This is a genomic window from Marinovum sp. E3, assembly GCF_055755275.1.
The window spans coordinates 343,198-360,283 of record NZ_JBVTQV010000002.1 but is presented as its reverse complement, the minus strand read 5'-3'; the positions used below and the strand labels follow the sequence as shown (position 1 = coordinate 360,283).

Here is a 17,086-nt window from a genome sequence, read left to right as displayed (position 1 = left end):
CGGAACGAAACACTGGCATGGTCAAGAAACCCTCCTGCGCGCCTTTCTGCCGCAAACCTGCGCCAAGTTCCATGGCGATTGCCGGGCACAGGCAGCATAAGGCGGGTGATCCGGCCCGGAAAGGGCCACCGATCAGCGGCCCGCGCCGGTCAGACCACGCCGCCATCGACGACAATACATTGCCCGGTGATCATGCGCGCGGCATCCGAGGCCAGCCACAGGACGCAATCGGCGATGTCCGACGGTTGGATCAGCTCGGGGAGACATTGCAGCGCGTGTGTCTCGGCCACCCAATCGGCGCTCACCTGTCCCGCCACCCGCTCGGTCACCACGCGGCCCGGGGCGATGGCATTGGCGCGGATGCCCTGGGCGCCGAGATCGCGCGCCAGGCCGCGGGTCAGTCCGAGAATCCCGGCCTTGGCGGTGTGATAGGCGGTCAGATTGCCGGCCAGCTTCATCCAGGCGGTGGACGAAAGGTTGACGATGGCCCCGCCGCCCGCCGCCGCCATACCCGGCGCAACCTGCGCCGCCAGCAGGGCGTGATGGTCGAGGTTGGCGGCCAGCATCCAGCGCCAATCCGCTTCGGTCTGCTCGGCAAAGGCGATCCGCCGGTCGACACCGGCATTGTTGACCAGCACCCGGATCGCGCCGTGCCGCGCCTCTGCCTCGGCGCAGAGCGCATTCAGGGCCGCGCTGTCGGTCAGATCGCAGGTGGCGGGGGTGATCGCCTCGGTCGCAGCCGCCGTCTCGGCCAGCCCCTCGGCGTTGAGATCGACAGCCGTCACCCGCGCGCCCTGGGCGGCAAAGGCCAGCGCCGTCGCCCGGCCGATGCCCGCCGCCGCACCGGTGACCATCACGTGGCGGCCGGCAAATTCCGCATGGGTGGCGCTCATGCCCGGGCCTCCGTGGCCGGCTTGCCCGGCACATCCACATCGATGGCAAACAGCGCGCCGGACAGGGGCGCCTCGTCCAGCACGCTGGCCGGCAGGCGGATCGAGGCACTGGTGATGAACAGTCGTTTCATGTCGTTGCCGCCGAAACAGCAGCTTGTCGGGCGCGGCACCGGCATGTCGATCTCGCGTTTGAGCCTGCCGTCGGGGCCGTAGCAGGCCACCCGCCAGCCATCCCAGATGGCGATCCAGAGATTGCCCTCGCTGTCGGTGCAGAGCCCGTCGGACTTGCCCTCGGCCGGATCGAAGGTGAGAAAGCTGCGCCGGTTCGACAGGGTGCCGCCGGCGGCCTCGTAATCATAGGCAAAGACGATGCCGAGCGCGGTATCGGTGAAATAGAAGGTGCGGCCGTCCGGGCTCCAGTCGAGACCGTTCGACACCTGAAAGCCGCCGTCGACCGCCCGCGCCTCGCCCGGCCGGTCGAAACGGTAGAGCGATCCCGAGGGCATCGAGGCGTCGAGGCTCATCGAGCCGCTCCAGACCCGGCCCTGCGGATCGGTCTTGGCATCGTTGAAGCGGTTCGAGGGCAGATGCGCCTCGGGGTTGTGGATCGTCTCGAGCGCCTGGGTCACCGGATCATAGCGTTCGAGCCCGTTCTGGGTGAGCGCCAGCATACCGCCGCCCTCGGCCGGCAGAACTGCCGACACGATGTAAGGCGCCTGCGACATGCGGTTTTCGCCGCGTCTGGGATCGTAGACGTGAAAGGCGGGCGCGGCGACATCGACCCAGTGCAACACCCCTTCGCGGGCGTCCCAGACCGGGCCTTCGCCGACGATGGCCCCGGTCGCGGCGAGGCATTCGAGCCCTTCCTCGACATGGGCGGTGCGGCGCGGATTGGCGGTGATGCTCACAGGGGCGCTCCCGATATTGCCCATGACCCGGCGCGCGGCTTCCATCAGGTCGCGTCCGATCACATGGCGGCGTTCATAACTCAACCGGCTGGCAAGCGCGGTGACGACGATGGCACCATGGCCCATGCCGGGCGGGCCGTTGACCGGCACGGCGATTACCACCACGCCTTCAAGGGTGCGCGAATTGGCGATCGAATAGCCGCGCGCGCGGGCGATGGCGAAATCGGCCAGCAGGGCGGATTGCTCCTCTGCCGGCAGCGCGCCGATGATGCCGTTGACCCGGTGCGGCGGCTGCGCCGAGAGAATGGCATGGCCCGAGGCGCTTTCCAGCGCCGGCAGCTCGCGGCCGATCTCGACACCGATGGCCAGCGGGTTGGAGGGCCGGCGTACGTCGACATAGATCGTGCGCTCGCCTTCCAGCACCGCCAGGCTCACCGTCTCGTTCAGCTCTTTCGACAGCCGCAGCACCTCGGTCTCGGCCGCGGTGCGCAGATCGAAAGACGCCATCGACTTGCCCGCCAGCTCGATCAGCCGATGCCCCAGCGCATAGGTCTTGAGCCGGGGATCATGGCGGATGTAGCCAAAGGCGGTGAGCGCCCCGATCAACCGGTAGAGCGTGGCCTTGGGCAGGCCGGTCTGGGCCAGAAGCTCGGCCGAGGTGGCCGGCCGGCCGATCTGATCGAGGATCTCGATGATCTGGATTCCCTTGACCAGCGTGCCGGCGCCGGGAAACCGCTCTGCAATGTCGTCGAACCTGTTCAAGCGCTCATCCTGCCGCCGCCTCATGGGTGTCGGGATCGAATACATGAAGTTTCTCCACCGGGAAAGCGAGCGCGAGGGTCTCGGCCTCGCTGTAGCGCCGATCGTCGATCACCCGGATCAGCATGGTCTGGGCATCGCGCTCTTCATCGGCGCCGACCTGCGCGCGGTCCAGCTCGAGCACGTTTTCGCCCGGCGTGTGGAAATGCAGGATCTTTTCGGTGCCGAGGTTCTCGACCAGCGACAGCGCCACGCCGGGGCCGTCTTCGCCCACCCGGATATGCTCGGGACGGATGCCGAAGATCATGTCGCGCCCCGACATGCCGGCGCATTTTGCCGGCAATGGGATGTCGTGACCGCCGAACCGGGTCACCGGGCCCTGCGCGCCGCTTTCGACCTTGCCGTGAAAGAAGTTCATGCCGGGCGAGCCGATGAAGCCTGCGACAAAGACATTGACCGGGGCGTGAAACAGCTGTTCGGCGCTGCCCACCTGCTGGATCTCGCCGCCCTTCATCACCACGATCTTGTCGGCCATGGTCAGCGCCTCGGTCTGGTCGTGGGTGACATAGATCGTCGTCACCCCCAGCCGTCTTTGCAGCTTGACGATCTCGGAGCGGGTCTGCACCCGCAGCTTGGCATCGAGGTTCGACAGCGGCTCGTCCATCAGAAAGGCCGCCGGTTCGCGCACGATGGCCCGGCCCAGCGCCACCCGCTGGCGCTGTCCGCCAGAGAGCGCGCGGGGCTTGCGATCGAGATAGGGGGTCAGCTCCAGCACCCGCGCGGCCTCTTCGACCTTGGCGTTGATGTCGTTCGCCGGCAGGCCGTGCATCTTGAGGCCGAAGCCGATGTTCTTGCGCACCGACATATGCGGATAAAGCGCGTAGTTCTGGAACACCATGGCGATGTCGCGCTTGCCGGGGCCAAGCTCGGTCACGTCGCGACCGCCGATGCTGATGGTGCCGCCCGACGTGGCCTCGAGCCCGGCCAACATCTTGAGCGCGGTGGATTTGCCGCAGCCCGAGGGGCCGACGAAGACGCAGAATTCGCCGTCTTCGATATCGAGGTTGAAATCGCGGATCGCCTTGACGGCGCCATAGCTCTTGGTGATCTGATCGAATTGTACGGTTGCCATTGGTTTTGCTCCGTTACTTCTCGGATCCGGCGGCCAGGCCACCGACGAGGAAACGTTCAAGGAAAAGATAGACGATGATGATCGGGATCGAGGCCATGATCGACCCCGCCATGATGACATTCCATTCGGTCACGAACTCGCCCTTGAGTGAGGCGATGCCCATTTGCAGCGTCCAGCTTTCATCATTGGTGGTCAGGAAAGTGCGACCAAAGAGGAAATCCGACCAGCTGACGACAAAGGCGTAAAGCGCCGTCGCCGCCAGCCCCGGGGCCGCCACCGGCAACACGATGCGAAAGATCGTGCCCAGCGGCGAACAGCCATCGACCAGCGCCGCCTGCTCGAGTTCGGGCGGCATGGTGTCGAAATAGCCTTTCAGCATCCAGGTACAGAACGGCACGATCAGCGTCGCCTGGGCGATCACCACCGACCACAGCGACCCCACCAGCCCGGTCGAGCGGAAGATCGCAAAGAGCGGGATGATCAGCAGCGTCGCCGGCAGCATCTTGGAGGTCAGGATGAACAGGCCCAGGCCCTGCCCGCCGCGCAGCCGGAAGCGCGAGAGCGCATAGGCCGCCAAGATCGAGACCGCCAGCGAGATGGTCATCGTGGCAAAGGCGATCAGGATGGTGTTCGAGAACCACAGCATGAAGGGGTGTTTTGCCAGCAGGTCGGCAAAGACGTTCCATTGCGGATCGGCGGGCCAGAACTGCGGCGGATAGGCCCGCAGGTTCGACGCGGGTTGCAGCGCCGTCACCACCATCCAGTAGATCGGAAAGAGCAGCAGCCCGCAGGTCACGAGGACCGTGAGATAGAGGGCAATGGTGTTCAGCGGATGTCTCTGTTGCATCGTATCCCCCTCAGTGCACCGATTTCGCCATGCGCCCGACAAGCGCCCGGCTGATGATTGCGCAGAGCACCATGGTCAGCACGCCGACGGCGGCCCCCTGCCCCATGCGGAAGAATTCAAAGCTCTGTTCGAAGGTCAGGATCGACAGGGTCGTCGTCGCGCCCAGCGGACCGCCCTGGGTCAGCACGTGGATGATGGCAAAGTCGCGGAACACCCAGAGCGTGGTCATCACCATGGTGACACCGACCACCGGCAGCATGTTCGGCAAGGTGATGTACCAGAACCGTTGCCAGACTCCGGCGCCATCGACCTTGGCCGCCTGGTATTGCTCTTCCGGGATCGATTGCAGGCCGGCCAGAAGCATGATCGACATCAACGGATAGCCTTTCCAGATCATCACGAAACAGACGGCGGCAAAGGCGGCGGTCGGGTTCGAGCCGAAGGCGATCGGCTCGCTCACCAGGCCCGAGGTCAGCAAGACCCAGTTCACCAGGCCGAAAGAGCTGTCCAGCATCCAGGCCCAGATCACCGTGGCCACCACCTCGGGCACCGCCCAGGGCAGCGCCACAAAGAGGCGCGCCGCCGCCCGGCCGCGGAACTTCTGGTTCACCAGCATCGCCGTAGCAAAGCCGATGATGACCGAGAGACCGCCCACCACGGCCACAAGCTTGAACGTGACCCAGAGCGCGTGCCAGGTTTCGCCCGAGCCGAACAGCCATTGATAATTCTCCAGCGTCCAGGGTTCGCCGCTGTCGCCGATGCGCGCGATGCGCACATCCTGCATGCTGATGCTGACGGACAGCAGGATCGGATAGACGATGATCACGGCCATCAACAGCACGGCAGGCGCCAGCAGTAGATAGCCGAACTTGGCGCGGTGGCGCGGGGCGCTGAAATCGATGGTCGGGATCATCCAGCCTCCAGTTCTGCCGCGATGATGTGTGGTTGTGTCGGTCATGAATGTCTTGCCCTTGTGCGGCCGGGCCCCGGGCGGGGCGCCGGCCAGTTGGCTGAAAGGTCAGTCCTTGATGCGCGAGACCTGCTCTTGCAGGCGCTTGGCGGCCTCGGCCGGATCAAGATCCTGCAAGATCATCTGCTGGGCAACCTTGTAGAACACCTTGACGACCTCGTTGTTCTCGAGCTCCAGGCCCTTGGGCAAACGGTCGACATTGGCTGCCGCCGCATCCGCGGCCGCCTTGGCCAGCACCTCGAACGACGGGTTTTCGGCCATCAGCTCGGAGTAATCGAGGCCCGGGCGCGGTGCCGGCGTCTTGGCCCATTCGGCAAATCGCTGCTGGTATTTCTCGGATGCGGTCAGGGCGATGAAATCCCACACCAGCTCCTTTTTCTCGTCCGAGATATCCGACGGCATGCCCAGCACGTTCGAAGTGCCCCCCAACGGCGGCGAGAACGGCGACTGCGTGATCTTCAGGTGCTGCTGCACCTCGGGCGCGGCGCTGCGGAAGGTGTTGTTGATCCAGCCGCCATCGACCGTCATCGCCAGCCGCCCTTCCAGCAGCAATTGCCGGACATCGGCCGAAGACAGCTCTTTCGGCGTCAGGTTTTCGGTAAAGAGCTGCTTGTAGCGCGCCAGCCCCTCGACCACCTCGGGCCGGTCGAAGGCGGGCTCGCCGTCCAGGGTCCAGGCGCCGCCGGTGTCGAGCACGAAGTTCTGCGCCTCCTGCATGACGCTGGCCGGATCGTCGAACGGCAGCGCGATGCCGTATTGATCGAGGATGCCGTCGCCATCGGTGTCCTGGCGCAGTTCGCGTGCGGCATGCAGATAACTGTCCCAGTTGGTCGGCACCGGAATGCCGGCATCGGCAAAGATCTTTTCGTTATAGGCCAGCACGAAACCGGTGTAGAGCAGCATGATGCAGACCGTTTCGCCCTCCCATTCGCAGGTCGTCTGCCCGGCCCAATTACTCAGGTCGATGCGTTCCTCGGCAATGCGCGCGTCCAGCGGCTCCATCCAGCCCTCGTTGGCGAAAGGCTGAAATTCGAAGGCGGCAAGATGCACGATGTCGGGCGGGTTGCCACCGGCGAACATGGTGAACATCGTGTCGGCATATTCCGCCCGCGACACGCGGCTCATGTTGATGGTGGTGCCGGGATGGGTCTCTTCGAACTCGGCAATGATCTCATTCCACCAGTCGCCGTATCCCGGCTCGTCCTTCATCCAGCTGACAAAGGTCAGCGTTTCGGCGCTGGCGGGCAGCGCGGTCAGCATGGTGCTGGCGGCCAGCAGCGCGCCGATGGCGGTTTTTCTCAGGGTTGTCATAACGGGTCTCCTCCTCGTTGGTCTGTTCTAAAGGCTCAGTAGGGGTTTCAGATGCGCCATCCCCGCCGCGTTGGGGATGCTGCCGTGGCCGGCGCTGTCCGGGATCCTGAACGCCCCGTTTTCGCAATCTGCCGCTCCGTCGAGCAGAGCGGCATTCGCCGGATAGATGGTGTGCTGGAACTCATGCGCCTCGGCGCCGGTGGCCAGACCGGCGCGCAGGCTGGCATTGGCAAAGAGCCCCAGCCCGATGGTGGCATGCGGAATGACCTGCGCGCCGTCCTTGCGTGCGCGCGCGGCGATGCGGGCAAACTGGGTCACGCCGGTGTGGCCCATCTCGGGCTGCACGATCGCTGCGGCGCCGGCGCGCGGGTGATAATCCCATTCGCTGCGCCATTCCTCGCCAAGCGCCAGCGGGCAGGCGATGGACTTGCCCACCGCATGCTGCGCCGCGATGTCCTCGGAGGCGACCGGCGCCTCGAAGAACCAGGGATCGAAGGGGCGCAAGCTCTCTGCCATGGCGATGGCCTGATCTGCGGTGCAGGTCCAATGCACATCGACCGCGATCTTCTGATCGGCGCCCAGCCCGCTGCGCAGGCTGTCGAATTCGCCGGCGATGTCGCCATCGTCGCTGTGGCTCACCGGGATTTTCACCTTGTCGAAGCCGCGCGCCTGCCAGCTCTGCGCCAGTTCCAGCCGCGCCGCCCTGGTCGCCTCCGGCAGCCCCGAGACATAGGCCGGAAGAGCGCCGGCGCCGGGCCGGCCAAGCGCCGCTTGCAGGCTCTCTCCCCGGCTGCGCGCATAGAGATCCCAGAGCGCGATATCCAGCGCCGCCAGCGTGTCGGCCAGATAGCCGCCCCAATAACCCCGCACCCGCTGCAATTCGTAGAGCGCATCCCAGGTGGCATCCGGGCGAGCCGGATCCAGCATCATCAGATAGGGGCCGAGCAGATCCTCGATCAGTGCCGCCACCGCCTTGGGCGCCACCAGCCCATAGGTCTCGCCCCAGCCGATGGCGCCATCGGCATCGGTCAGCCGCACCACCACCGAACGGTCGAAGCGCGGATAGACCGTGCCATTGAAGCGCCGCACGATGTGGCTGTCGCCGAGAGCAAATTCGCCGTCTCCCAGATAGCCGAGATAGGCCGCCTTGCGGTTGCGCTCGAAGACACAGACGTCGATGCGTTCGATCCGCTTATGCATCGGCCAGCTCCCGCGTCAGGCTGGCGCGTTCATAAAGCTCCAGCACCAGCTCGGTCAGCTCGCCATCCATTTCGGGCAGCGGTTCGCGCACGTCGTCGCATTCGATCAGGCCGCGATGCTTGAGGATCAGCTTGGTCAGCCGCATCCGGTACGGCGCCTGGATCAGCAAGAGCGGCAGGCTGCGTTCGTAAAGGCGCAGCGCCTCGGCCCGGTCATGCGCCGCATAGGCGCGGTAGAGCGCGACATGCAGATCGAGCAGTTCGATCGCCGGCATGGTGGCCATCGCCCCCCGGTCGAGCTCTTCCAGCAGGTAGCGCGCGCCGCCGCCGCCGATCACCCCGTCGAGATCCGGGCCGCACCCGGCGACCAGCCGCGAAACCTTGGGTCCCGAGGGGATGCCTTCTTCCTTGACGTAGCGAATGGCCGGCACCTCGGCGGCCAGCGCCAGCATCTCGTCGGCACTCAGATCGGCGCCGCGCGGCTTGAACAGGTTTTGCAGGATGATCGGCCGGCCCTCGCCAAGCGCGGCGGCAATGCGGCCGAACCATGTGCCGCAATCGCCCTCCATGCCGGGTACGGCCATCGCCATGATGCCATCGGCGCCGGCCTCGACCGCCATGCGGGTGATCTCGACCATCTCGGCCGGATCGGAAGAATTGACACCGGCGATGACCGGCAGCCGGCCCCGGGCCACATCGGCCACGAGGCCCAGCGCGCGGCGGCGCTCTTCGGCGCTGAGGTAAAGATCTTCGCTGGCGACGCCGGGAAAGACCAGTGCCGCCGCGCCCGCCTCGATCGCATGAGCCGCGACTTTCCTGAGCGAGACCTCGTCGACCTCGCCGCTTTTGGCAAAGGGGGTCGGGACGATGGGCAGGACACCCTTCAGCGCAGCTTTCATCTTGTGAGTCTCACTATTTGCAATTGCCGTTTCATAGTTGAAACTTACCGAGGCCCATCGTAACCTGTCAATGCGTTTTTGCAGCACGAGGAGCATTCACCATGGCGCAGCCATCCTTCATCGCGGTCGATTGGGGCAGTTCGTCCTTTCGCGCTTGGGCCGTCAGCACAGCCGGCGAGGTGATCGCCGCGCGCAGCGGGCCGGACGGGCTCAAGTCCGTGAAAGACAGGGATTTCGAGGCGGTGATCCGCCGCCATTGCGGCGACTGGCTCGAGGCCGATCCGACCCTGCCGGTGCTGACGCAGGGCATGGTGGGCGCGCGCGGCGGCTGGCAGGAGGCGCCTTATGCCGCCTGCCCGGTGCGGTTTGCCGATCTTGCCGCCAATGCCGGCCGGTTTCACATCGGGGCGCATCCGGTGGTGATTCTGCCCGGCGCCTGCATGAAGACCGACACCGGCGGCGACGTCATGCGCGGCGAAGAGGTGCAGATCCTCGGTGCCGCCATACTTACTGGGCGCGACGAGGCGGTCATCTGCATCCCCGGCACCCACAGCAAATGGGCCCGGCTCGCGGCCGGCACGCTGAGCGGATTTCAGACCTTTGTCACCGGCGAGCTGTTCCAGCTCTTGTTGAACTCCAGCCTTGTCGGCGCGCTGGCCGAGGGCGACGAGATGCAGGAGGCGGCCTTTCGGCGCGGGCTCGACCGTGGCGCGGCGCTGCCGCTCTCACATGCGGTCTTTGCCGGTCGCGCCTCGGTGCTGACCGGGCAGATGCCCGGCACCGAGGTTGCGGCCTTTCTCTCGGGCGTGCTGATCGGGGCGGAATGCGCCGCCCAACCCGCCGATGACAGCCCGGTTCTGCTTCTGGCCAGCGGTGTGCTGGCCGACCGCTATGCCCGCGCGCTCGATCATTTCGGCCGTGCCCATCTGCCGGTGGACGCCGATGCCGCCAGCCTCGCCGGGCTGACCCGGGTGGCGCAGGATCTCTGGCCGAGACGGGTGGCCGCATGAGCACGCCCGCCGTCGCCCTCAATCATGTCGCCCTCGCCGCGCCCGATCCCGAAGCCAGCGCCGGCTTTTACCAGGCGTTCGGCTTTGTCTGGGGGTTCACCCGCCATGACGCCGCCGGCCGGATCGCGCTGCTCCAGATGCACCGGGCCGGCGGCTTTATCGAGCTTTTGGCCGATACCGAGGGAGTCGCGCCGGGCCATTTCGGCCTGCACACCGCCGAGATCGCCCCAATGCTCGAGCACCTTGCCGCCCAGGGCATTGCGCCACTGCATCCGCCGCGTCAGGGCGCCTCGAGCGTGATCTGGACCTTCTTTGCCGATCCCGCCGGCAACCGGGTCGAGCTTACCGCCCCCTGCCCGCGCGCATGAAACCGGGCCCCACAGCCTCGGGCCAATTGCTGGCCCTGGTGGCGCTGTTCAGCGGCGTCGCCTCGGGCGTGGTGCTCAAGGCGATCGGCGCCACGCCGCCGGGCGAGGCCATCGCGCTGCGCTCGGCCATGGCCTTTGCGGTGCTGGCGCTGGTGGTGCTGGCGCGGCGACGCGGCGAAGCGCGGCTGATCGGCCCGCGCGGCGGGCTGCGGGCCGTGCTCGACGCGGTGGCGGCACTGTGCTTTTCGCTGGCGATCTTCGAGATTCCGCTGGCGCTGCTTGCCGCGATCCACGCCACCCTGCCGATTGTCTCGGTGATCCTTTCGGGCGTTCTGCTGAAAGAGCGGTTGCGCGCGCTCAACTGGCTGGCGCTTGCCCTGGCCTGCGCCGGAACGCTGCTGATCCTGCAACCCGGCCTGGCGTTTTCGCCGCTGGGCATCGGGCTGGCCCTGATTTCGACCTTGGCCTATGCGCTGCGCGATATCGTTACCCGGCTGCTGCCACCCAGGACCGATACAATTCGCATCGCGCTGGTCTCGCTGGCGCTGGCCGGAAGCCTGGCCGCGCTCCTGCCGGGACAGGCCGGGTGGGTGATGCCGCCGGCGCGGGACCTCAGCCTGATCGCGGCCGCGGCGGCCGGGTTCATCGGCGCCAATGTATTGATCATCGCTGCCCTGCGGCGCACCGCACTCAGCCAGATCGCCCCGCTGCGCTATTCCAGCGTGCTCTGGTCGCTGGGGTTCGACGCCCTGCTCTGGGGCTACCTGCCCGATCTCGCCGGCTGGACCGGCATCGGCCTCATCCTGCTGGCCGGGGCGGTGCAGATCCGCGCCGGCCGCCCGACGTTTCACAAGGACCTGCCATGACCCGCAAACCCAACATCCTCTTTTTGCTGCCCGATCAGCTCCGCCACGACTTCCTGGGCTGCTATGGCGCCGGTTTCCTGCGCACCCCGGCGCTCGACAGTCTGGCTGCCGCCGGCACCCGGTATGAAACCGCAATCTCGCCGGCGCCGATCTGTGTGCCGGCGCGCGCCTCGATGCTGACCGGCCAGCCGGCGCATGAGACCGGCATCCTGCATAATCTCTGCTGGCTGCGCCCCGACCGCCGCGCCATGGGCATTGCCACCTGGCCCGAGTTGCTGGCCCGGGCCGGCTATCACACCGCCGCCATCGGCAAGATGCATTTCTATCCCTGGGACCGCGCCGAGGGGTTTCAGCACCGGGTGATTTCCGAGGACAAGCGCCATATCCATGTGCGCGACGATTACCACCACGCGCTGACCGCCGAGGGCCATGGCAAGCTGCACGGCCATCAGATGGCCGGCTATGCCGCGACCAAGGGCGCGGCGATCAATCCCCTGCCCGATCATCTGCAACCCGACCGCTGGGTGGCCCGACGCGCGGCCGCGCATCTGCGCGGCATGACCGGCGACCAGCCCTTTGCCATGATGGTAGGCTTTCCCGGTCCGCATTGCCCCTATGACCCGCCCGCCACGGCGCTGGACCGGGTTGATCCCGCCGGCCTGCCGCCCGCCCTGCCCCGCACCGAGGAAAGCGCGGTCCTGTTGCCCGAACTGGTGGCCGGCTATCGCCGCGACTGGGCCGAACTGGATTATTCCGAACTGACCGAGGCGCAGATCCGCACCATCCGCCACCATTACGCCGTGTCGGTCGAACGGCTGGATGAGGATGTGGCGCTGCTGATCGAGACCCTGCGCGAGACCGGCAAGCTCGACAATACCGTTGTCGTCTTCTCCTCTGACCACGGCGATTACCTCGGGGATTTCGGACTGATGGGCAAAGGCTTCTTTCACGAGCCTTCGATTCGCGTGCCGCTGATCGTGGCCGATTTCCGCCAGCCCGAGGCGAAGGTCGAAACCCCGCCGGTGACGCTGGTCGATCTCTTCCCGAGTTTCCTGGCCTGGGCGGCTCTGCCGCCGGCCCCGCAATCGCGCGGCGCTGTGCTTGGCACCGCGACGCCCGACCGCGCGATCTTTGGCGTCACCTCGCGCGGTGTGATGCTGCGGCAGGGGCGCTGGAAACTGGCCCGCTATCACGCCGGAAGCGAGGCGCTGTTTGAACTGGGCGCCGATCCCGGCGAGCAGGAGAACCTGATCGAGGCGCGCCCCGACATCCGCGCCCGGCTCGACGCCCTGCTCACCGCCGAAATGTTGCGCGGGATGACCGCCGGCCATGCTGACAAGACGGTGGCAGCGGCCAAATCGCCACCCGAAGGCGCCTTTCACGAGCGGTTCTGGCACCGCCCCTACCCTGCGCCCGCCGGTTGACGCGAACAATTTTCTCGCGATATTGCGGATTTCATGGCGTCAGGTGATGACCGCGGCGGCGCGTTGCGCTAGGATTTCAGTACTCGGCGCCTGGGTTGAGACTGGCTGATACCGGGATCGACGGCCGCCGGGCAGGGGCGCTTTCTGGCTGGTTCTTGCCACATAACCGCCCCTATCTACCTGCTCCAGCTACGTCCGATAACTCTGAAGTGTCAGATGGTGGCCTGTCGTGCTGCCTGCCGGTTCAGCCGGCCATGGAAACTTCCTTCGAAATGCAACTGTCCTGGTCTGGTAAGCGCCCGCCATGCCCGCCCCAGCCAAGGTGCTGGTGGGCGCAAAAGGCTTTCGGTTTCTCGGAGTAAACTTTGCCGAAACTGTCTGGGCCGACCACCGGTTCGCGGACAATTGGCGTGTCGAGGAGGTCGTCACCGCGATAAACGGGGAAAAGCTCTGGAGCGCTGGCGATGTCGAGGGGAATGTCCTCGGCGTCCGGTTCCAGAGGCACCGCCGCGCCAAGGCCGGCGAGTGGATTCTTACGGGCCTGATCGGGTGAAGCTCATGCATTCCCGCACCATTGCTCGCCGGTTTGGCAATACAACCCAAGCCGCACCAGCGCCGCCGTATTCTCAGCGACAAGATTGGGAAGGGCAGGGGCGACTGCGACAAGTCTTGGAGCGGCTCAACCAACCGGAGCGTCGCAAACACGAAAAGCGGATCGAGCGCGTGACATTCAGCGACCTGAACTCTGAACCGCGTTGCTTGCTGTAATGCCCCAGCCCAGAGCCCTGATGTGCGGATCGGCGTCAACGAACTGTTCTTTGAAAAAGTCCTGCCCGTGACTTCGGACAAAATTGTCCGCGGACAACGGCTGGGCTCCATCGCGCGATCATTGCGAAAACCGCGAGAGAAACTGGCGGGGTCGATGGCCCGAGATTGCCCAGGTCATGTCCGTGACAATCGGCGCACAAGTTGCTCCGGGACAAAGCCATCGCTGTTCTTTCCTGACGTTATCGAGCGAAAGTAGGCGCCGACCTTCTGGATTTTCTCATGGAATTGCATGACGGCCCAAACAGTCAGTGCCGCGCCTTCTATGCCCAGTCGCTCCTGAGCATCCTGGTAGTTTCGTGAATCGATCCCGAGCATTGGGGCAAGAGTTCGGGCATGGGAAACCACGTCGGACATGGTCTTCACTGGTGACAGTGAAAATTGCGCGGCTTCGGGGCAGGCGCTCAGGATTTCCTGAATGGTGATCTTTGGCGCTTCGGAACGTGATGGAGGCACTTTGGGTTGGCTCGGGTCTTTAATATCAATATTTTCTTTATTTGAGTTATGATGGTGCCGGACATTTTGGCCGTGGCTGTCGGACATTTTTTCTTCTCTGGTGTCGGTGCATTCGCACGGTTGTTCAATGTCCATGGCTTCGATGTCTAGGCTGGCCAACAGGTTTTGGCTTTCCTCCAGTGAAAGATTTCTGCGAAGCGCGCGGATAGCCATTGTGGCACCACTGTTGTCGGGATCGGATCGCAGGATTTCATTTGCGGCGGCGCGTATCTTGGCTTTGAGATAGGCGATCTGATCGTTCTTGCGAACGGCCTCGGCGGCAAGATCAACAAGCTCGCCAAAGCGCTGGAACAACGGTGACAGGTCGAATCCGAACCGAAGTGCGGTTCCCTCCGTCCTGTTCTGTCGGCAGAACCGTTTCCGATTGGAACTGTCGCGCCGGACGAGAAGGCCGCATTCCTGAAGGATGGCGGCATGGCGCCGAATGGTCCGGTCAGAGATTCCGTTCCGGCGGAAGGCAAGCGTGGCATTCGATGCGAAAACGGTGTTGTGGCGCCGCTTCGGGGGAAGACAAGACAGCATCGCGTCGAGCGTCGCAATGACCGACGCTTTCAGCCCCATCAAAGGGGCCGCCTGGCGCAGCGTGTCGATGACGATGTGCCGTTCGGGGCGGGCGTTGTCCGCGGACAACAGTTCCCGGTTCCGCTCTCCTACGGAGGCGGATGCTTGCGTAAATGCCATGAATTTTTCACGACAACCGGTCGGGAAAGGGCCCAGCCCCCCGTTTTCTTGAGAAAAGGCAACAAAAAACCGTTCAACCGAATCGGTTGTTGTTGACTGTTACGGAGAAGCTGGTAAATCTGAGGGTGCTAAGAACAGATTGGGCTCTCCAGGGGTGACCTTGGGGGCTCTTTCTTTTTTTGGCTGTGTGTCGTGCTCCTTGTGGTTTTTGTTGCTCTGCTCGCCTGTGTATCAGTCGGATTGCCTGTCCGACTTCCACGCCTCATAGAGACGCTTCAGCTCAATTTCGGCATTGTCCCGCATCCATTGAGTGAATTCCGGGGCGTCGACCTTGGACATCTTCACGGTCAGTGCGCGTGGGCTGTCCTTGATCTCAGCCAATGTTTTGCCGTCGTTCGCCATGACCTTTTGTGCCGCGGGTTTTGTGGCTTTGGCGGCCTTGGCGCTATTGGATACAGCGTCGCTGACACGCGCAAAGCGGTCGTCCGAGGCAGGGATCTTGTCGAGTGCCAAGTCCGAGGCCACTTGAATAAGGTCAGAATTGCTGCCCTTCACCTTGTCGGCGAGGTCTTCCCACCGGCGGCGACCGACACCATGCGCCGAGCCGATCATCTCGATCACCGGTTCGGGGATCGATCGCGCCACCTTGGTCATGCGCGACAGCATCGGTTTGTCGATGGCCAGGGCGTCGAGGATCACGGGCTGTTCATAGCCCGTGTCGCTGAGCTGTGCCGCGAAAAGAGCCTTTTCGATAAAACTCGGGTCCAGCCGATGTGAGTTTTCCTGGCCTTGCGCCAGGATCGCCTCTTCGTCGGAAAGCGTGCGCACCAGGGCTCTGGCCGCCAGTCCGATCGATTGCAGTGCCCGCAACCGGCGACGACCGTAAACGATCTTGTAGCGCCCGGGCTTTTCCGCAAGCGGACGCACCATGATCGGCACCTGCTGGCCGTGTTCCTTGATGCTTGCCGCAAGCGTGACCACGTCGGCGTCGGAAAAGGCAAGGCGGTCCTTTGGCCCGTCTTCCTCGATCAGGTCGACGGGAATTTCCCGGACCGCATTGCTGGAGAGATCCTTGAGCGTCGATTTTACGCCGCTCATCGCGCCCGTGTTCGGGAAGCGGGGCTTCGAATCCTCGGAGGAAACAGCAGCGGCGGCATCCGGCGGGGGCGGGGGCTGGAACAGGTTTCTACGTGCCATCAGTCGACGGTCCTCCCCCAGGATTGTTGGATTGTTTTCTCGAATTCGTCCGCGACGCCGTTCACACTTTCCATGATCCTGTCCAGGGTCTTCTTGACCACCTGGCTCGGTTCCAGCTCATAGATTGTCTGCTGCGTCATCCCGGCGTCGGAAATCGCGGTGGATTTCAGCATCGGCGTGGCAAGCACCTGGTCGAGCAGAATGGACCTGAGGAAACCCGCCATCTGCGATTGCGGCACGTCGGTCGGCTCGAACCTCGCAACGAGGTATTTGAGGAACGACCAGTCGATCGGCCCCGTCGCTTCCTCAAGGGTGCGAACAGTCTCTCCGGCCATCTCAAGGAATTGCGCCATCGAAGCAACATCGAGCATGCTGGGTACGACGGTTATCAAGAGACCTGTGGACGCCAGCAAGGCAGTCATTGTCGTGAAGCCCAGCTGAGGCGGACAATCGATAATCACCAGATCGTAATTGGCTTCGATTTCATCGAGTGCGATGGCCAGTCTTTGCGTAAAGGGCGGGTCGACCTTGTGCTGAAGTGCATAGGCGGTTTCGGTTTCATACTCGGACAGCAACAGCCCGGCAGGTGCCAGGTCGAGGTTGTGAAAGTAAGTCTTGCGCACCACCTGGCTCAACGGCACAGGGTCTTCGTACTTCAGCGCATCGTATATGGTTCCGCTCTCGGCAAACTCGATTTCCGGGCGATAGCCGAACATCGTCGTCAGACTGGCCTGGGGGTCCATGTCCACGGCCAGCACGCGATAGCCCCTGAGGGCGTATCGCTGGGCCAGGTGGATCGCGGTTGTCGTCTTGCTGGACCCGCCCTTGAAATTCACGATGGAGAGGATCTGAAGCGCGTCACCGTCCCGCCGACCTGGCAAGTAGGCGTCGCCGTTGCGACCGGTTTTTGCCATCACCTTGCGGATCTGGTCGATTTCTTCCGCAGTATAGAGGCGTCGGCCTCGGGAATCCGTCTCGACGTCGGGAAAGTCACCCTCCTGGTGGCGCGTTCGGAGGTTCGACATACTGATGCCTGTCAACTCGGAAACTTCGGCAGGGTGGAATTTGCGCAGGGTCTTTCTGCTTTCCGGTTGAAAGCTGTTGCGCATATGGTGGTTCAGGGCTTCCGAAAGTCGCGCCGCATCCGTGGAAATGGATCCTGCAATAGACTTTGTGCCGGGGAAATCCGCCTTGCTGTTCATGCTGCCCTCGTGACCTCTTGGTGGGTCGATTATGTTTCGTCGCTAAAGTGCGTGATTTTCGCGTTCTTGCGACTAGAGC

At 64.4% G+C, this 17,086-nt stretch carries 16 protein-coding genes; 5 read left to right on the top strand and 11 right to left on the bottom strand.

Annotated elements, in window-relative coordinates; translation table 11 throughout:
- Positions 1 to 149: 149 nt before the first annotated feature.
- The 8 genes from AC0J5K_RS19115 to AC0J5K_RS19080 are packed head-to-tail and all read right to left on the bottom strand — an operon-like array spanning position 150 to position 8,918.
- Entirely contained in the window at positions 150 to 893 is a 744-nt protein-coding gene (locus AC0J5K_RS19115) for an SDR family NAD(P)-dependent oxidoreductase (RefSeq protein ID WP_274565908.1), read from the bottom strand.
- Positions 890 to 2,563, bottom strand: coding sequence for an SMP-30/gluconolactonase/LRE family protein (locus AC0J5K_RS19110; protein ID WP_274565907.1), 1,674 nt, complete (start codon positions 2,561 to 2,563; stop codon positions 890 to 892). Before AC0J5K_RS19110 ends, AC0J5K_RS19115 begins: the two co-directional genes overlap by 4 nt.
- Positions 2,564 to 2,567: 4 nt before the next feature.
- Complete coding sequence (locus AC0J5K_RS19105) at positions 2,568 to 3,692, bottom strand: ABC transporter ATP-binding protein (protein WP_274565906.1); 1,125 nt, start codon at positions 3,690 to 3,692, stop codon at positions 2,568 to 2,570.
- Positions 3,693 to 3,705: 13 nt separating this feature from the next.
- Positions 3,706 to 4,539: a carbohydrate ABC transporter permease gene (locus AC0J5K_RS19100; RefSeq protein WP_048534253.1), complete on the bottom strand. Its 834-nt coding sequence runs from the start codon at positions 4,537 to 4,539 to the stop codon at positions 3,706 to 3,708.
- Between the two features lie 10 nt (positions 4,540 to 4,549).
- Positions 4,550 to 5,497: a carbohydrate ABC transporter permease gene (locus AC0J5K_RS19095; protein ID WP_244526597.1), complete on the bottom strand. Its 948-nt coding sequence runs from the start codon at positions 5,495 to 5,497 to the stop codon at positions 4,550 to 4,552.
- 60 nt (positions 5,498 to 5,557) lie between these two features.
- Positions 5,558 to 6,820, bottom strand: a complete 1,263-nt coding sequence (locus AC0J5K_RS19090) for an ABC transporter substrate-binding protein (protein WP_274565905.1) — start codon at positions 6,818 to 6,820, stop codon at positions 5,558 to 5,560.
- Positions 6,821 to 6,847: 27 nt separating this feature from the next.
- The gene (locus AC0J5K_RS19085; RefSeq protein ID WP_274565904.1) at positions 6,848 to 8,020 is read right to left on the bottom strand and encodes a mandelate racemase/muconate lactonizing enzyme family protein; all 1,173 of its coding nucleotides are present in this window, start codon (positions 8,018 to 8,020) and stop codon (positions 6,848 to 6,850) included.
- Complete coding sequence (locus tag AC0J5K_RS19080; protein ID WP_074839736.1) at positions 8,013 to 8,918, bottom strand: dihydrodipicolinate synthase family protein; 906 nt, start codon at positions 8,916 to 8,918, stop codon at positions 8,013 to 8,015. The genes AC0J5K_RS19085 and AC0J5K_RS19080 overlap by 8 nt, the downstream gene beginning before the upstream one ends.
- A 101-nt stretch (positions 8,919 to 9,019) precedes the next feature.
- Between AC0J5K_RS19080 and AC0J5K_RS19075 the strand changes: the two genes are divergently transcribed.
- The 5 genes from AC0J5K_RS19075 (at position 9,020) to AC0J5K_RS19055 (ending at position 13,139) form a co-directional block, all read left to right on the top strand.
- Positions 9,020 to 9,928, top strand: a complete 909-nt coding sequence (locus AC0J5K_RS19075) for a 2-dehydro-3-deoxygalactonokinase (protein WP_274565903.1) — start codon at positions 9,020 to 9,022, stop codon at positions 9,926 to 9,928.
- Positions 9,925 to 10,296: a VOC family protein gene (locus AC0J5K_RS19070; RefSeq protein ID WP_274565902.1), complete on the top strand. Its 372-nt coding sequence runs from the start codon at positions 9,925 to 9,927 to the stop codon at positions 10,294 to 10,296. The genes AC0J5K_RS19075 and AC0J5K_RS19070 overlap by 4 nt, the downstream gene beginning before the upstream one ends.
- On the top strand, positions 10,293 to 11,162 hold the full coding sequence (locus AC0J5K_RS19065) for a DMT family transporter (RefSeq protein WP_083416177.1): 870 nt from the start codon (positions 10,293 to 10,295) through the stop codon (positions 11,160 to 11,162). Before AC0J5K_RS19070 ends, AC0J5K_RS19065 begins: the two co-directional genes overlap by 4 nt.
- Complete coding sequence (locus tag AC0J5K_RS19060; RefSeq protein WP_274565901.1) at positions 11,159 to 12,586, top strand: sulfatase family protein; 1,428 nt, start codon at positions 11,159 to 11,161, stop codon at positions 12,584 to 12,586. Before AC0J5K_RS19065 ends, AC0J5K_RS19060 begins: the two co-directional genes overlap by 4 nt.
- A 304-nt stretch (positions 12,587 to 12,890) precedes the next feature.
- Positions 12,891 to 13,139, top strand: a complete 249-nt coding sequence (locus tag AC0J5K_RS19055; RefSeq protein ID WP_274565900.1) for a hypothetical protein — start codon at positions 12,891 to 12,893, stop codon at positions 13,137 to 13,139.
- A gap of 389 nt (positions 13,140 to 13,528) precedes the next feature.
- On the opposite strand, the gene repC is transcribed toward AC0J5K_RS19055, so the two are convergent.
- The 3 genes from repC to repA all read right to left on the bottom strand — a co-directional run bounded on the left by repC (position 13,529) and on the right by repA (position 17,007).
- Positions 13,529 to 14,608, bottom strand: coding sequence for a plasmid replication protein RepC (repC, locus tag AC0J5K_RS19050; protein ID WP_274565899.1), 1,080 nt, complete (start codon positions 14,606 to 14,608; stop codon positions 13,529 to 13,531).
- Between the two features lie 231 nt (positions 14,609 to 14,839).
- Positions 14,840 to 15,805 (bottom strand): plasmid partitioning protein RepB, encoded by a 966-nt coding sequence (repB, locus tag AC0J5K_RS19045; RefSeq protein ID WP_074839759.1) that lies wholly within the window; start codon positions 15,803 to 15,805, stop codon positions 14,840 to 14,842.
- Positions 15,805 to 17,007, bottom strand: coding sequence for a plasmid partitioning protein RepA (gene repA / locus AC0J5K_RS19040; protein WP_048534232.1), 1,203 nt, complete (start codon positions 17,005 to 17,007; stop codon positions 15,805 to 15,807). Before repA ends, repB begins: the two co-directional genes overlap by 1 nt.
- Positions 17,008 to 17,086 lie beyond the last annotated feature (79 nt).

Coding starts and splice junctions, on each gene's coding strand:
- AC0J5K_RS19075 (WP_274565903.1), top strand. CDS start 9,020: ATGGCGCAGCCATCCTTCATCGCGGTCGATTGGGGCAGTTCGTCCTTT.
- AC0J5K_RS19070 (WP_274565902.1), top strand. CDS start 9,925: ATGAGCACGCCCGCCGTCGCCCTCAATCATGTCGCCCTCGCCGCGCCC.
- AC0J5K_RS19060 (WP_274565901.1), top strand. CDS start 11,159: ATGACCCGCAAACCCAACATCCTCTTTTTGCTGCCCGATCAGCTCCGC.
- AC0J5K_RS19065 (WP_083416177.1), top strand. CDS start 10,293: ATGAAACCGGGCCCCACAGCCTCGGGCCAATTGCTGGCCCTGGTGGCG.
- repB (WP_074839759.1), bottom strand. CDS start 15,805: ATGGCACGTAGAAACCTGTTCCAGCCCCCGCCCCCGCCGGATGCCGCC.
- AC0J5K_RS19115 (WP_274565908.1), bottom strand. CDS start 893: ATGAGCGCCACCCATGCGGAATTTGCCGGCCGCCACGTGATGGTCACC.
- repA (WP_048534232.1), bottom strand. CDS start 17,007: ATGAACAGCAAGGCGGATTTCCCCGGCACAAAGTCTATTGCAGGATCC.
- AC0J5K_RS19105 (WP_274565906.1), bottom strand. CDS start 3,692: ATGGCAACCGTACAATTCGATCAGATCACCAAGAGCTATGGCGCCGTC.
- AC0J5K_RS19090 (WP_274565905.1), bottom strand. CDS start 6,820: ATGACAACCCTGAGAAAAACCGCCATCGGCGCGCTGCTGGCCGCCAGC.
- repC (WP_274565899.1), bottom strand. CDS start 14,608: ATGGCATTTACGCAAGCATCCGCCTCCGTAGGAGAGCGGAACCGGGAA.
- AC0J5K_RS19095 (WP_244526597.1), bottom strand. CDS start 5,497: ATGACCGACACAACCACACATCATCGCGGCAGAACTGGAGGCTGGATG.
- AC0J5K_RS19085 (WP_274565904.1), bottom strand. CDS start 8,020: ATGCATAAGCGGATCGAACGCATCGACGTCTGTGTCTTCGAGCGCAAC.
- AC0J5K_RS19080 (WP_074839736.1), bottom strand. CDS start 8,918: ATGAAAGCTGCGCTGAAGGGTGTCCTGCCCATCGTCCCGACCCCCTTT.
- AC0J5K_RS19055 (WP_274565900.1), top strand. CDS start 12,891: ATGCCCGCCCCAGCCAAGGTGCTGGTGGGCGCAAAAGGCTTTCGGTTT.
- AC0J5K_RS19100 (WP_048534253.1), bottom strand. CDS start 4,539: ATGCAACAGAGACATCCGCTGAACACCATTGCCCTCTATCTCACGGTC.